Source organism: Nostoc piscinale CENA21 (genome assembly GCF_001298445.1).
GTDB classification, from domain to species: domain Bacteria; phylum Cyanobacteriota; class Cyanobacteriia; order Cyanobacteriales; family Nostocaceae; genus Nostoc_B; species Nostoc_B piscinale_A.
On sequence record NZ_CP012036.1, the window covers coordinates 2,829,820 to 2,844,626 of the forward strand.

At 38.3% G+C, this 14,807-nt stretch carries 13 protein-coding genes and 1 pseudogene; 9 read left to right on the forward strand and 5 right to left on the reverse strand.

The annotated features are described in order from the left end of the window. From ACX27_RS33720 to ACX27_RS12235, 4 genes and pseudogenes are all read left to right on the forward strand, one after another. Entirely contained in the window at window positions 1-1,383 is a 1,383-nt protein-coding gene (locus ACX27_RS33720; protein WP_235526607.1) for an SDR family oxidoreductase, read from the forward strand. Window positions 1,384-1,499: 116 nt separating this feature from the next. Next, window positions 1,500-2,114, forward strand: a complete 615-nt coding sequence (locus ACX27_RS33725; RefSeq protein WP_062292590.1) for an acyltransferase — start codon at window positions 1,500-1,502, stop codon at window positions 2,112-2,114. 76 nt (window positions 2,115-2,190) lie between these two features. Further along, entirely contained in the window at window positions 2,191-2,316 is a 126-nt protein-coding gene (locus ACX27_RS30870) for a type II toxin-antitoxin system PemK/MazF family toxin (RefSeq protein ID WP_235526662.1), read from the forward strand. A 157-nt stretch (window positions 2,317-2,473) separates the two neighbouring features. After that, window positions 2,474-4,503, forward strand: a pseudogene (locus ACX27_RS12235) (ABC transporter ATP-binding protein/permease). 53 nt (window positions 4,504-4,556) lie between these two features. Here ACX27_RS12235 and ACX27_RS12240 read toward each other — a convergent pair. Together ACX27_RS12240 and nifB are read right to left on the reverse strand one after the other, a co-directional pair. Beyond that, the gene (locus ACX27_RS12240; protein ID WP_062292593.1) at window positions 4,557-4,919 is read right to left on the reverse strand and encodes a DUF362 domain-containing protein; all 363 of its coding nucleotides are present in this window, start codon (window positions 4,917-4,919) and stop codon (window positions 4,557-4,559) included. Window positions 4,920-5,035: 116 nt separating this feature from the next. After that, window positions 5,036-6,484: a nitrogenase cofactor biosynthesis protein NifB gene (nifB, locus tag ACX27_RS12245; protein ID WP_062292597.1), complete on the reverse strand. Its 1,449-nt coding sequence runs from the start codon at window positions 6,482-6,484 to the stop codon at window positions 5,036-5,038. 195 nt (window positions 6,485-6,679) lie between these two features. Between nifB and ACX27_RS31675 the strand changes: the two genes are divergently transcribed. Then, window positions 6,680-7,012: a hypothetical protein gene (locus tag ACX27_RS31675; protein ID WP_144427448.1), complete on the forward strand. Its 333-nt coding sequence runs from the start codon at window positions 6,680-6,682 to the stop codon at window positions 7,010-7,012. 1,277 nt (window positions 7,013-8,289) lie between these two features. On the opposite strand, the gene ACX27_RS12255 is transcribed toward ACX27_RS31675, so the two are convergent. After that, a complete protein-coding gene (locus ACX27_RS12255; protein ID WP_062292603.1) occupies window positions 8,290-8,583 on the reverse strand; it encodes a hypothetical protein in 294 nt (97 codons plus the stop codon). A 561-nt stretch (window positions 8,584-9,144) separates the two neighbouring features. Between ACX27_RS12255 and ACX27_RS12260 the strand changes: the two genes are divergently transcribed. Continuing rightward, window positions 9,145-10,089 (forward strand): N-acetylmuramoyl-L-alanine amidase, encoded by a 945-nt coding sequence (locus tag ACX27_RS12260; RefSeq protein ID WP_062292607.1) that lies wholly within the window; start codon window positions 9,145-9,147, stop codon window positions 10,087-10,089. A 135-nt stretch (window positions 10,090-10,224) separates the two neighbouring features. Here the strand turns inward: ACX27_RS12260 and ACX27_RS12265 are convergent, their stop codons facing one another. Continuing rightward, the gene (locus ACX27_RS12265; RefSeq protein WP_062292610.1) at window positions 10,225-10,809 is read right to left on the reverse strand and encodes an LURP-one-related family protein; all 585 of its coding nucleotides are present in this window, start codon (window positions 10,807-10,809) and stop codon (window positions 10,225-10,227) included. 194 nt (window positions 10,810-11,003) lie between these two features. Between ACX27_RS12265 and ACX27_RS12270 the strand changes: the two genes are divergently transcribed. From ACX27_RS12270 to ACX27_RS12280, 3 genes are all read left to right on the forward strand, one after another. Continuing rightward, entirely contained in the window at window positions 11,004-11,879 is an 876-nt protein-coding gene (locus ACX27_RS12270; protein WP_083468727.1) for a GNAT family N-acetyltransferase, read from the forward strand. Window positions 11,880-12,008: 129 nt separating this feature from the next. Next, window positions 12,009-12,662, forward strand: coding sequence for a hypothetical protein (locus ACX27_RS12275; RefSeq protein WP_062292612.1), 654 nt, complete (start codon window positions 12,009-12,011; stop codon window positions 12,660-12,662). A 240-nt stretch (window positions 12,663-12,902) separates the two neighbouring features. Then, entirely contained in the window at window positions 12,903-14,243 is a 1,341-nt protein-coding gene (locus tag ACX27_RS12280; RefSeq protein ID WP_062292615.1) for an NAD(P)/FAD-dependent oxidoreductase, read from the forward strand. 257 nt (window positions 14,244-14,500) lie between these two features. On the opposite strand, the gene ACX27_RS12285 is transcribed toward ACX27_RS12280, so the two are convergent. Next, window positions 14,501-14,734, reverse strand: coding sequence for a type II toxin-antitoxin system Phd/YefM family antitoxin (locus ACX27_RS12285; RefSeq protein ID WP_062292618.1), 234 nt, complete (start codon window positions 14,732-14,734; stop codon window positions 14,501-14,503). Window positions 14,735-14,807 lie beyond the last annotated feature (73 nt).

The following is a 14,807-nucleotide window of genomic DNA, read 5'->3' on the forward strand; positions in this document are numbered from 1 at the left end:
ATGGGGGGAAATTCTTTACGTGCTATCCAGGTGATGTCTCTGTTGAGAGAGACTGTACAACTAGAGTTACCCCTACGTTATCTATTTGAGAACCCTACAGTTTCAGAACTGGCAGAAAAAGTCGATAGCTTACAAATAAACCAGACTAAGACAATTAACACTGCAACTATCAACGATTTAAAAGCAGAAGCAGTCTTAGATTCTAGCATTCGTATCCCAACCACATCTTTTGAATTCATAAACCAACCCAAGCGGATTTTTTTAACGGGAGTAACAGGTTTTTTGGGAAGTCATTTACTGCATGAACTCCTACAACAAACTGAGGCTGATATTTATTGCTTGATTCGCGCTACCAATGTTGAACAAGCACAGCAGAGGTTGCAAAGTAAACTTAAATTCTACCAACTCTGGGAAGGAATAAAGAGCGATCGCATCATTCCTGTAGTCGGAGATTTAACGAAAAACTATTTAGGCCTTTCTACATCACAATTTCAACACTTAGCTAGTCAGATAGATGTGATCTATCACTGTGGTGCTTGGATCAATGTTATCTATCCTTACTCTGTTTTAAAAGCAGCTAATGTACTTGGAACTCAAGAAATCATCCGATTAGCTAGTGAAACTAAAGTCAAACCTTTGCACTTTATCTCCACAACATCTGTTTTAGCAGCATCGTCTCAAAATGAAGCTGGATTAATTCTTGAATCAGACCCCCTTGACCAATATCAAACCCTTGACAATGGCTATATCCAAAGCAAGTGGGTAGCAGAAAAATTAGTTATGCAAGCCCGCGACTTAGGACTTCCTGTTTCTATTTATCGAGCATCAAGGATAACAGGACACAGCCAAACTGGGATTAGTAACACAGATGATTTATTTTGCAGGCTAGTGAAAGGTTGCATACAAATGAAAATGGCTCCAGATATTGACATGGAAGATAATTTGACTCCTGTAGACTATGTGAGCAAGATGATTGTTCATCTGTCACATCAGAAAGAATCTTTAGGAAAAGCATTTCATTTAGTTAATCCTGACTCTACTCCAGTCAAGCATTTGTTTAACTTAATTCGCTCTTTAGGATATCCTTTGCAACTAATTTCTTTAGAGCAATGGCATTCAGAAATTTCACGTCATAGTAAAATATCTGACACAGATAATTTAGACTTTTTGTCTCATATCATTACAAAAACTACGATAAAAAGCGGTCAAGAACCAAAAATTGACTATCAAAATACTATGAATGGACTAGTAAATACTGATATTATGTATCCTCTGTTAGACCAAAATTTACTTAAAACTTACATCTCCTACTTCATCAGTAGCGGTTTTATAGATGACCAATTAGTAACAGAGCAAATTGCACTTGGTAATAAGGCAAACTAACCTGGCAAAAATGCCAATGCGATCGCCTCCATCAACCTACTCAAATTACCACTCGCTGGGGATATTAAGTGAATGGAAACATCAATGTTAATTATTCAGCTAACTAGGTGGTCTTAATGTTAAATCTAAACCACCAATTATATTTACTAATTTCAAATTTTTTGGAGAAGCATCAAAAACTAGAAAAATTCAAACAATTATCCAATAGTGCAACTTTTGATAGTTCTGTGAAATTTCTAGGAAATTGTGATAATTGGATGAATGATAAAAGCTTAATCACAATCGGTAAAAATGGACTAATTTTGGGTGAATTGGCTGTATTCTCCTATGGTGGGAAAATAGAAATAGGTGAAGATTGCTATATTGGTGAGGGAACGCGAATTAGATCAGCTAACTCTATCAAAATTGGTAATGAAGTGGTAATCTCAGATAATGTTACCATTTATGATACAGATGCCCATTCATTAAATCATGCTTTAAGACACAAAGAATTTGTTGAAGTCGTCATTCAAGATAATCTGATTAAAGATGCTAAAGAGCTAGACGTAAAATCAGCTCCAGTGATCATAGAAGATCATGTTTGGATTGGATTTAATGCAGCTATTCTTAAGGGAGTTACTATCGGCAAAGGAGCTATTATTGGTGCTAGTTCTGTTGTCACTAAAGATGTGGAAGCCTTCACCGTCGTTGTGGGTAATCCGGCTAAAGTTATTAAAAAATTACTCAATTAACAATGATTCAGAATAGCGAGCGCCTATTAAATTTAGATGACAGTAACACCACAGAATGGGACGATAAAGAATGGCAATGATAGTGAATAGATTTAATATTTTTTTAGTCAATCTTAATCTGACCATCGGTAGTGAAATTCAAAAAACATACCCTTGTGTAGTCATCTCACCAAAAGAGATGCTGCTGGTCTTTACGAGTTAGAAAAAAGCGGTATGCGAACTATTGTTTCTAATGCGGTGATAACTGCTTTAAGTTGCACTCAGCAATTAAGTAATATGACTTAAACAAGCAACTCTACTCAGTGTGATTTTGATAACTATTAAATTTAATTCTCAGAAAATTAATTTATTTCTCAAATATGCCAACCCAAGTTATTCAATCTCAATCCTCAACAAATTATTTTTCAGATTTTTCTCAATTTTGGGAAAATATCAAAACGATTACAGGCCCTTACTGGTATCCAACAAAGCCAGGGGAAAGAGCATTTTCAGAAGTGATTCGTGCTTGGGGGATGCTCATTCTCTTAATCTTCTTAATCATTGCTCTTGTAAGTGTAAATGTTTTTACCAACTTCCTAAATCGCTATTTAGTCGATGTCATCATTACAGAAAAAAAATATTGCTAAATTTTTTTGATGCTGTCTGGCTTTATAGCATAGCTCTAGTCTTTGTAACAATCTTGGTAGGATTTTCTAAATTTGTGAGAAAACAAATAGCAATTGATTGGTATCAATGGCTAAATAACTACACTTTATCAAAATATTTGAGCAATCAAGCTTATTATAAAATCAATTTTAAATCAGATATTGATAATCCAGACCAACGTCTATCTCAAGAAATTGAACCTATCGCCAGTAATGCTCTCAGTTTTTCAGCTACTTTCCTCGAAAAAATACTGGAAATGGTAGCTTTTATTTTAATTATTTGGTCAATTTCACAAGAAGTTGCAATTATTTTACTTGTTTATACAATTATAGGCAATTTGATTGCCGTTTTCTTGACTCAAGCATTAAATAAGATTAATCAAAAAGAGCTTGCATCGAAGGCTGACTATAACTATTGTCTGACTCATGTTCGTAATCATGCTGAATCCATAGCTTTTTTCCGGGGAGAGAATCAAGAATTAAATATCATTGGAAGAAGATTTAGCAATCTGATCAAAGATGCTAAACACAAGATTAATTGGGAAAGAAATCAAGATATTTATAATAGAGGATATCAGGCTGTAATTGAAATATTTCCCTTTTTAATACTTGGGCCTTTATATATTGCAAATCAATTAAGTTTTGGAGAAATCAGCCAAGCCTCTTTATCCGCGTATCTTTTTTCTAATTCTGTAGCGGAATTAATAAATGAATTTGGAGTTTCTGGAAGGTTTTATAGTTATGTTGAGCGTTTAACTGAGTTTTCAAATGCTTTAGAAGAAGTAGCTAAACAACTAGAAAATGTCAGTACCATCAAAACAATAGAAGATACTCATCTCACGTTTGAGAATGTCACCTTACAAACACCCAACTATGAGCAAGTGATTGTCAAAGATTTGTCACTGTCTGTTCAGCGAGGAGAAGGCTTATTAATTATAGGGCCGAGTGGTCGAGGAAAAAGCTCTTTATTGAGAGCGATCGCAGGTTTATGGAATGCAGGAACTGGTCGTTTAGTCCGACCACCTCTAGAAGAAGCTTTATTCTTACCCCAACGTCCTTACATAATTTTGGGAACTTTACGCGAACAGTTACTTTATCCTAATACCAATCTTCAAATGACCGATGCACAACTGAGAACAGTTTTGCAACAAGTTAACCTACAAAATGTGCTAAATCGAGTCGAAGGCTTTGATACAGAAGTTCCTTGGGAAAATATATTATCGCTAGGAGAACAACAACGCCTAGCATTTGCACGACTATTAATTACTCATCCTCGCTTCACTATATTAGACGAAGCAACAAGTGCCTTAGATTTAACTAATGAAGGGCTTTTATATCAACAATTACATGAGACAAAAACAACTTTTATTAGTGTCGGACATCGAGAGAGTCTATTTCAATATCATCAATGGGTGCTAGAACTCTCAGAAAATTCTACTTGGCAACTTGTGAGCGTGGAAGATTATCAGCGACAAAAAGCAATAGTTACTAATCCTCCTGAAGAAAATGTTCAAATCACTATAGAAGATGATATTCCTAATCATCCATTACAAATTCAACCAAAAAACAGGGGAGTAACAAACACAATTGAAGGGTTTTCTCACAAAGAAATGCAGACATTAACAGACTATTCACTTGGCACCATCAGAAGCAGAGCAAGCCAAGGAAAGTCTATCACTGCTAAAGACGGCATTACCTACCGCTACAACAAAGACCCCAACGTATTGAAATGGGTCAGAGTTTAGCGAATACTCATACTTTTTGGGTGTAAGGGTGTGGCAGTAAGGGTTTTGCTCACTCACACCCTACATTCTGATATAACCCTTGTAGAATCAGCCTTTTTATTATTTGATAGCGTTAACTTCTGAGAATAACAGTCAAACCAACGTTCCCAATAATCTTGTTTTTTTGTTAATTTCCCTATAACGCGGTTATATTTAGCAAACCAGCTTTCCCAATAATCGTTTGTTTCTTTAACGCAACCATCACAGGTTGGGCAACCAGCTTTACATTGAGGTACTGTGTGAATTGTGCCAACACAGTCTGTGCAAAGTTCCGAATCAATCCAGTGGCGTGTGCCTTCTACTTTAATTGCTCCGGTGGGACATACAGACTCACAGAGATTGCAAGAAATACATTGGCTGGTAATCTTATAAGCCATGATTATTCTCCTTGCGAATGAGAGAAGTGTGAAGTGTGAAGTTGAAAGGTAAAGGCAAAAGGTAAAAGGTAAAAGGCAAAATAAATATAGTCTTTTACCTTTTTACTTTTTACTTTTTACTTCTTGTTCCCTAATTCTTTGACGTATTGTTCGTAAAACTCTAAAGCAACTTTCTCGATTACGTCGTAAGCTTCAACGGTCTGTATGCCAGCTTCGTGCAATTTTTCTTTGGGACAGTTGCCAATCTTAGAAACCAATACTGCTTTACAATCTGCAATTGTCTTCATAATATTCTCTGCGGTGGCGGCTTCACCGTATCCACCTTGACAATATTGATCAATCTTGCGGTGACTGATAAAGCGAACTTCGTTGCCATCGACTTCGTAAACTTGGAATTCTTTGACATGACCGAAGTGTTGGTTAACCAATCCGCCGCCTTTGGTTGCAACTGCAACTAAGATTTTAGGATTGTTGGCAATTTGCTGTTTGCCGGCTTTTGCCTTTTCTTTGGCTGCTTTGATTTCTTCTCTAAATTTCTCAATACCTTCGTGAACTTCTTGGCGCTTGGTGAGGTCGTATTCTGGAGCCATTTCCAAGAAATTCTCTTTAGTGAATTCTTGGCTGCGGTCTTCACCTAACAAACCAATAGCATCTGCACGGCATTGACGGCAGTGGCGCATCATTTTCATGTTGCCGGCGCACTGGTCTTGAACTGATTTGAGTTCTTTTTGTGAGGGGCCGCGTTGACCTGTTAAGCCGAAGTGTGTACCGTGTTCTGGTGCAGAAATCAAAGGCATGATGTTGTGCAAGAATGCACCACGCTCACGAATTGCCTTATTGACTTCCACTAAGTGTTGGTCGTTGATTCCGGGAATCATCACGGAGTTGACCTTGCACAGAATGTCGGCTTCTCTCAGAGCTTGTAAGCCTTCTAACTGCTTTTCGAGCAGAATTCTGGCTCCTTCAATACCTCTGTAACGTCTGCGCTTATAGTGAACCCATGAGTAAATCTGCGCGCCGATTTCTGGGTCGATGGTATTTAGGGTGATAGTAACGTGATCTATATTTAATTGTTTAATGCGATCGATGTATTCAGTTAACATCAAACCATTGGTTGATAAACAAAGCTTGATATCTGGTGCTTTGTCTGCAATCAATTCAAAGGTACGGAATGTTTTGTCTGGGTTGGCTAGAGGGTCGCCAGGGCCAGCAATTCCCAAAACTGTCATTTGAGGAATCTTGCCAGCGATAACCAACGCTTTGTGTGCTGCTTCTTCCGGTGTAAGTAACTCGCTCACTACACCAGGACGGCTTTCGTTGGCGCAGTCATATTTGCGGTTGCAATAGTTGCATTGAATGTTGCAAGCAGGTGCAACTGCAACGTGCATTCTCGCGTAATGGTGGTGAGCTTCTTCGCTGTAGCAGGGATGTTTAGCAATGCGTTCTTGGAGCTTTTCGTCCATTTCCACGGTGGCGCTGCTTTTGCTGTCGCATCCGCAACCACCAGATTTTGCTTGGGTAGGTGTCGATTCAGTAACGGAGGAGCCTGTAACCTGTGGTGTCATTGAATTTCGCAAATGTCGGTGGACTAAGCTGCCACTGTGGGAGATGCCGTTGCTATTTTATTTGCCCTAGTAGAATGGAAGTCACGCGCCAGTTGCTTCAAGTCGGCTTCGCCGACGACAGTTGCTACAACGGAGGGAACCTCCCTTCGGGTGACGCTCCTGCGTCGCTAACGCTGCGCTAACACCACTTTGCTTATGCCGGGAAACCCGTCCACCGCAAGTGGTTCACCGCAACGCACTGTCTCCCCAACGCACTGGCTTGGCTATCACACTGCCCGCAAGAGTGCATCCTTTGGTTGTAGCAAAGCCACTTGGTGGGCAACTTCGCTGATGATGGCAGGCTATGAATCCTTGTGTTTCGGCTGGTGTGTGTCAACTTTAAGGTTGTGGGTAGAGTTGGTGTGTATAGCCGTGACTTCGATTCACCGAGGCATGGTGCTATCTCATCCCTCCACTCACTTTTGGCTCTCTGTTTTGTTTCGAGCCATTGGTGATTGGCGATATATGATTTATAGCAGCCGTTTTTGAGCAGGGCTGATGGTTATTTTTGGATAGAATTTATTGGATTTATTAGGTTTGTACTCAAATCTGCAAACCTAAATAGAGAGCTATAAAAAAGTTTATAAATTTTATTTTTGGGTAGAGGTTCTAGTATTTTTAGGTCAGGGTTCTTGTATTTTTAGAGTGGGGTTTAGGATTTCTTTGTACTCAGCTATAACGTAATCTCAGCAAGACTTTTAAGCGATTTGCTGCTAATTTCGAGATACAAAAAGTTGTACTCAACTACCCCTTAAATTCTGCTTAAAACCGCGACGGCTCAAGGATTTAGGGGAAAAACTGGAGTAGATTTGTTGGTACTACTCCAGATACGTGCGAAATTCAATTCTGTATACAACATATCATTTTTTTTTAGGGAAAAATGTAATTTACATTTTCTTAATTTTTGTCAGTTTAATGAAATTAAATCGCACTGGAAAGTATGATATTGTTAGGCTTTACGGTTCTTGTTCGAGTCAAAGTTAATGAATATTATTTGCAAAAATTAATTTTTTTATATAAAAAGTAAAATATTTTGATATGCAAATAGAAGCATATTTAACAGATAGCATCAAAAGTTAATTACGGCACAAACTGGGGGCGATCGCTACAAATTACTAAACATTGCCATAAGAGGATGTTTGGCAAGCCAAAAAAAGCTCCAGTAAAGGTCTTCTGTCATTAATTGCTTGGTGCAAGATTTGAACATACACCTTACATCCAGCCTCATACACTCAAAAGCCCAGCCATAATGGCCGGGCTTTTGAGAAAGGCAGTGGGGCTATATTCCCCAAATTTACATATAGAGTTTCTGTATAAATCGCTGTACTGATAGGTAATACCACTGCACCAAGATAAATTCCGGAAACCCAGGAAAAATTTTTTTGGGAATTTGTCTAACTATTTTGGACTTACCCATAAAGTTTGTCTGTGGAGACTGGGTGAAGGGGAGCCAGTTGCGTGATAAGGCAGCGCGGTCTTGGGGGTTTCCCGACTTGAGCAAACTGGCATGTGTAAGGGTTTTGGATACATACACCCCTATACCCGTACACCCTTGATTTTGCTCAGTCCTAATATTTTGGACAATACTCATGCACAACTGACAACCCCAGCCTTTAGGATTTAAAAGGAGAGTCTGGTTGTGAAAACAGATGAACGAAACATTGGGTAGCTGGGAAGAATGGGTAACTGTTTTGGGTTATGTGGCGTTTACGGTGTTTATCATTGTTTGTGTGTTTGCCACCCAGAGAAAATAACTTTGAGAAAAGTCAGGGTTTTTTGAAAAATTTACAGATGAACTGGCCAAGGTCTTGATTTTCCAATGGTACAACAGTCCCATCTGACTGAATTTTGACTTTTTGACGGCAGTTGTACACTTCAAGAGGTGTTTTTTCACCATCTACGCTAAGAACTACCCGATATTCCCAATAATTTTTGGCGCTGCGGTTAATGCTGAGAATGCAAATCTGATGACCATTGTAATTACGGCATACAGAAGCATAAGCGGGAAAGATGTAGAAATTAGAGAGTATAAGTAGCAATATCAGGACAAAATATTTCATCTGGCGCAATTTCTGGAAAATCCACTCTCATCGGTTGAAATGCTGTAAGTCATATTTCCAACAAGCGTTAGCACAATAATTGTCAGTAGGCATTTTAGCGGCGATCGCACCTTCATCAGCACAAAATCATTAATTATTTACTAATTTTTGCCGTTCATGTGGCATAAGCTAAGATAGCCCTCATGATTTGAGTTATAAAGTGAACTTAAATATCTGAAAAAGCAGTCTAGCTCACATGCTATTCTTAACTTGTTTTGCTGCAACCAGATGCGGAGGTTGAGTTCCAGCTGTTCTCAAATCAAATGAATGAGCCTGACTGCACCATATTATTGACGTGAAATGGAGGATGTATTTTTTTCTCGTTAAAAAATAAACAAATTATTATAATTCCGTTTATGTTAATAAATAAAGTAAATAACAATTAGTGTTTGTTAAAATAAAAATGGCATAAGTAGAATTTTATTATAAATAGTATATTTAGGGAAATCATAGATTGCTTGCAAGCAGATTTTTAAGCTTTCAAGCCTTAAATTAGTATCAAATAAAAACAAGGAACAGCGCATGAAATTTGGAATCGATATCGGACATAACTCTCCACCAGATACAGGTGCTAGAGGCATCAAAATAGAAGATAATTTAACACTAGAAGTAGGTAATAAAGTTATAGCAAAACTCAAAGCATTGGGACATGAGGTTATATCTTGTAGGCCAGACCGGCCAAGTTCCTCGGTAAAAGATTCCCTTTCTCAAAGAGTAAATAAAGCCAATGCTAACCGAGTAGACATCTTTGTTTCCATACATTTTAATTCCTTTAACGGTCAAGCCAACGGTACAGAAGTTTTTGCAGGTAGTGAAACGAGTAGAAAAATAGCAAAGCCTGTGCTAGATGAAATTGTCAAATTAGGATTTTTTAACAGGGGTGTTAAGAGTGGTTCCCACTTATTTGTAATTAGAAATACAAATATGCCCGCGATTTTAGTTGAAGGTTGCTTTATCGATTCCCAAAAAGATATTAATCTGTTTAACTCAGAAACAATGGCTAATGCTATTGTCAAAGGCTTGACTGGTCAAGTACCAACTACTCCAGTTCCGCCTGTACCAGATGAAGAACAGAATGTTGATACAACAACCCTCAGATTACAAAAAGCTTTAAATCGGTTAAAAATCACCGATAAAAATGGTAAGCCACTAGTAGAAGATAATATATTGGGCGAAATTACTAGTTCTGCTGTAGAAAATTTTCAAAAAATTGTTGCCATATCACCATCAGGTGTTGCTAACACATCTACATGGAATGCAATTAATTTGATTTTGGCTAAACGCATCATCCGCCCAAACCATGCTGGTGGAACAGTTGTGAGATACTTACAATACCGGGTTGGTGTGGAAAATGATGGGGTTTATGGGCCACAAACAGAAGCAGCAATGAAAAAATATCAGCAGCAAAATGGTTTAACTGCTGATGGAATTGTTGGGCCAAATACTTGGCAAAAATTAATTGGCTAATTATTAGCAATAAAGTCAGGCAAAATAAATAAGTGTAAGGGTGTATGTATCTCAAACCCTTACACCCTTATATCTCTAATCCTTGATTTTTCGTTTTTATGCGTCAGTCCTAGAAAATATTTTGCCTGGAGAAATTTAGCCACGATTTTTTTCTAATAACAGCATCATAATTAAACTTAACAAAATTTGTTGTTCTTCGCGATCGCTAACTTGATCAACAGCTTTAATAATAAATTTCCGCGACAAGAAAGTTGGAATTTTCTCCAACCGCATCACCACCGTACCATCTGCCCGACTCACTAAATAGATAGGGTTGAACACGAAACCCGTAAACATACCCACAACGGGAATTTCTGCAAATAAAGCATCTGCAACCTTCACCCAAGGATTTTTTTCTTGGATAGTTAAATAAGTATTTTCGCCATCAAAAATGTCATAACGCGCTCGCCAAATAGATTTTAAACCGCGACGCTTGACCGCACCGATATTTGTACCGTTAGTGTCGCTAAATTCATAACGAGCCGAGAAATCAATAATGCGATCGGCTTTGATGTAGTATTGAGGGTTAGTTTGTTCAGCATCAGCAAAAATTGTTATCGCTTCTTTGAGCTTAAAAAGTTTCTGTTTAACGTAGAAAACTAAATTACCCTGAGCGTTAACAATAGAGATTTGCGGTGCTAATGCCCAAAATTTAAATGTAAGTTCCAAAGGATACTGCATAATTTAGTAGAAGCAACAAGGTTGATTGCTCTATTAATCCCAAAAGCAGTAAATAACCAATGTTTTTGTAACTAATATATACAAACTGAGACATTAATTTATCTTTGAAGGCAGGAGGAAAACTGATACTAAACTTCTGCGGGGAGGTAGGGAACAGGAAAAGAGTTTGTGTAATTAATTCCGTATAGGTACTTATGAGTCAATATCTTTTTAAACGCTCATTTGCTGAAAACTCAGATATTAGTGACAAGTTATTTGACTTACTAGAAATTGTGTTTCCTGGTATTAGAGATGGAGCAGAACAAATTCAGCGATTAGGTGTATCGTGGGAAAGTGCTTCCACACCATTTATCAAGTTTCAGAACGACATAGCAATTAGTCATGTAGGGGTATTGGAAATTCCAATGCAAATCATGAGTCAGACTCTGACAGTGGGAGGAATTCATGCTGTTGCTACCCATCCAGAATTTCAAAGACGCGGCTATTACCGTGAAGTAATGACAGAGGTATTAAAATATTGCGACCAATTATATAAAACTCTTGTCTTAACTACATCCAATCCCGAATTCTACACGCCCTTTGGCTTTCGCATTATTCCAGAATACTTATTTAAAACCAAGTGTAGGGTACAAGCTGGCAGCAACGGCTTTCGAGTTTTAGATATTGCTGATGATCAAGAGATAGAATTATTGCACAGATTGTTAGAAGTGCGATCGCCTGTTTCTCATATCATTGGAATTGTTAAAGAAAAACCTTTATTCTGCTTTAACGAAGGTGGCAGAAGTTTATATTATGCAGCAGATTTAGATTTAATTAGCTGCATGAGCAGAGAAAACAACCAACTGCATATTTTTGATTTAGTTGCATCACAAATCTATCCCTTAACAGAAATTCTGTCCCGCATTCCCCAAACCATCGAAGAAGTGTTTATCTACTTTAGCCCAGAACTGCTGGATATAGAAAAGACTGAGGCTTTTCCCCATAAACTAGACGATGGCGTGCTGATGGTTCGTGGCGAGTTTGCGGCTGAAGGACAGAAGTTTATGCTACCGCGTTCGGGACGTTGTTAATGATCATGGATGGGAGGAATTTTTCAGAAATCTGCCAAGAGGCTGCATAAAAAAATCTAGGTCAACCTATTGAGTTAGTGAAGGGATTAAACCCCAGAAACAAAAACTAAAACATTAGGAGACCAGATTATGAAATTCCGTCATCTCACTAGTTCTTTATTGACCGCTACTGCACTTTTGACCACTACATTCCCCGCTTTTGCTGGCCCCTTTGATGTCAAACCGTCTGGAATATTCCGCCCTGCTAATGTGATTCCTGGGGCTGTTGGTAATGTAAATGTGAATAAATCTACACCCAGTACACCCAGCAATCCAGTAGGTAATAGTGAAATTCAAGGCTTAGGCGACCATCAATCTTGGGTTGACCACAACACTCTCGCCAATGACCCCCGCGCTTTGTGTAGTGATGTTGGCTTGGGTAACAACACCCGCAATAATTCCAGCAAAATTGCTTTAGCAACTTCTACTAGCACTCGTTCCAGTTCTTCTCGTAGTCATAATGATGGTGGTGGTGGTGGTGTCAGCATTTTTGGAATTGGGGTTAGCGGTAGTGGTGCTAGTCAAGGTAGTCAAAATAATAGTGAATCTCGTGATAGCCGCACCAACCGCACCGAAGAAAATAGCAGTAGTTCATCAACTGTAGTTCAAGGTAAAAATTGCGATGCTTTTGTTAATGCTGCTGCGGCTAGAGATATCAATTACCAAGACAACTTAACCCGCCGCTATGAAATTAAAACTAGTCGTCGCGGACAACAAGTTAACCAACTACTGGAAGATAAGTAATGCCATGTTCAATATTAGCTTGGACAATATGTCCAAGCTACAAGAGATATAAAAATAATTAATTTGAAAACGCCAAGGTTAGTGCCTTGGCAATTCTCATTCTGACTTCTGGCTTCTGTTGTAGTTTTGACTACTTTTATGATTTTTTAAATAGTTATAAATAAGCGGCAACCTAATGATAATGCTGTTACATCTTTGTTAAGAAAAATTACAACGCTCTTAACACAAGGAAATATTATTATGGTTGTCACAGGTGAGAAGAATACCCAACATCAGGTAGTAATTGTAGGTGGTGGCTTTGGGGGATTATATACAGCAAAATATCTGGCTAACGCTAATGTAAACGTTACTCTCATTGATAAACGTAACTTCCATTTATTTCAACCACTGTTATATCAAGTTGCTACAGGTACGCTATCACCTGGTGATATTTCCTCTCCATTACGAGCTGTATTCAGCAAAAGTAAGAATACACACGTATTGTTGGGAGAAGTCAGTGATATTGATCCAAAAGCCCAAAAAGTGATGATGGGTAATCAAGTAATACCCTACGATACTTTAATTGTGGCGACGGGTGCAAATCATTCTTATTTTGGTAAAGAACACTGGAAAGACTTGGCTCCTGGTTTAAAAACTGTGGAAGATGCTATCGAAATGCGCCGCCGGATATTTGGTGCATTTGAAGCCGCCGAAAAAGAAACTGATCCTGAAAAGCGTAGTGCTTGGTTGACCTTTGTGATTGTGGGTGGTGGCCCTACAGGTGTAGAATTAGCGGGTGCGATCGCGGAGTTGGCATACAAAACTCTCAAAGAAGACTTTCGCAATATCGATACATCCGAAACCAAAATTTTACTATTGCAAGGTGGCGATCGCATTCTCCCCCACATTTCACCAGATTTGTCAGAAGAAGCAACCGCATCTTTGAGAAAGTTAGGTGTGGTGATTAACACTAAAACCAGAGTCACCGACATTGAAAATGACATTGTTACTTTCAAGCAAAACGGTGAAATTAGCTCCATTCACTCCAAAACTATCTTATGGGCAGCAGGTGTGAAAGGTTCGACAATGGGGACAATTTTAGCAGAACGTACAGATGTAGAACTTGATCATGCTGGACGTGTAGTTGTAGAACCAGACTTGACTGTTAGAGATTACAAAAACATTTTCGTGATTGGAGATTTAGCTAACTTTTCCCATCAAGATGGCAAACCCTTACCTGGTGTTGCACCAGTCGCCAAACAACAAGGAGAATATGTAGCTAAACTGATTAGACGACGCTTGAGAGGTTCGACTTTGCCACAATTCCATTACAACGATGTCGGTAGTTTGGCAATGATTGGGCAGAATTTAGCTGTTGTCGATTTAGGCTTTCTGCAACTTACAGGTTTCCCAGCTTGGGTATTTTGGCTAATAGTCCATATCTATTTCTTAATTGAGTTTGACACTAAATTACTCGTAGTCTTTCAATGGGCTTGGAACTATATCACTCGAAATCGTCGCTCTAGATTAATTACAGGCCGAGAAGCGTTTACAGAAGCACCAACAACTGTTAAAAATAGCAGTCCTTTACTAGATGCGTAAGTCGGGTTTGTTGAACAAGTTCTTTGGTGGGGGTAAGAAAGTCGGAACCAGTTGCAGTATAAACTTCTTGCAATTGTTGATCAAACCATAAGGTTCTTTCTCTATTCACCTTAAACTCCTACCAAACGCTTTTCTTGTCTAAAATACTACTGCGATCGCTTTCTCCACTTCACTCCCACATTCCCAAATTCTCAGGACATCCAAACAGCGATCGCACACCTTCAAAAATAATGTATGTGTATCTAATAAATAATTCATTATTCACCCATAAAAGCATTAATGATTTCATTGGGTGTCACATCAAAATCATCAGACATTGTTACCTTTTCAGCCCAAAAACCTGGAGTTCTGGGAGTAGCAGCAGGAGAATAACGAACCAACTTGACTAAAGTCTTACCAGCTTGACTAATAATTACTTCCTCACCCTGTAAAGCATATTCGATTAATTGAGAAAGATTATTTTCTGCTTCATTAATATTTGCTAGTTTCATTTTATTTTATGAGAAATTAAGGCTACTATTAATTAGTATAAGATATGTAATCTTACAAATTAAAGAAGTTAAG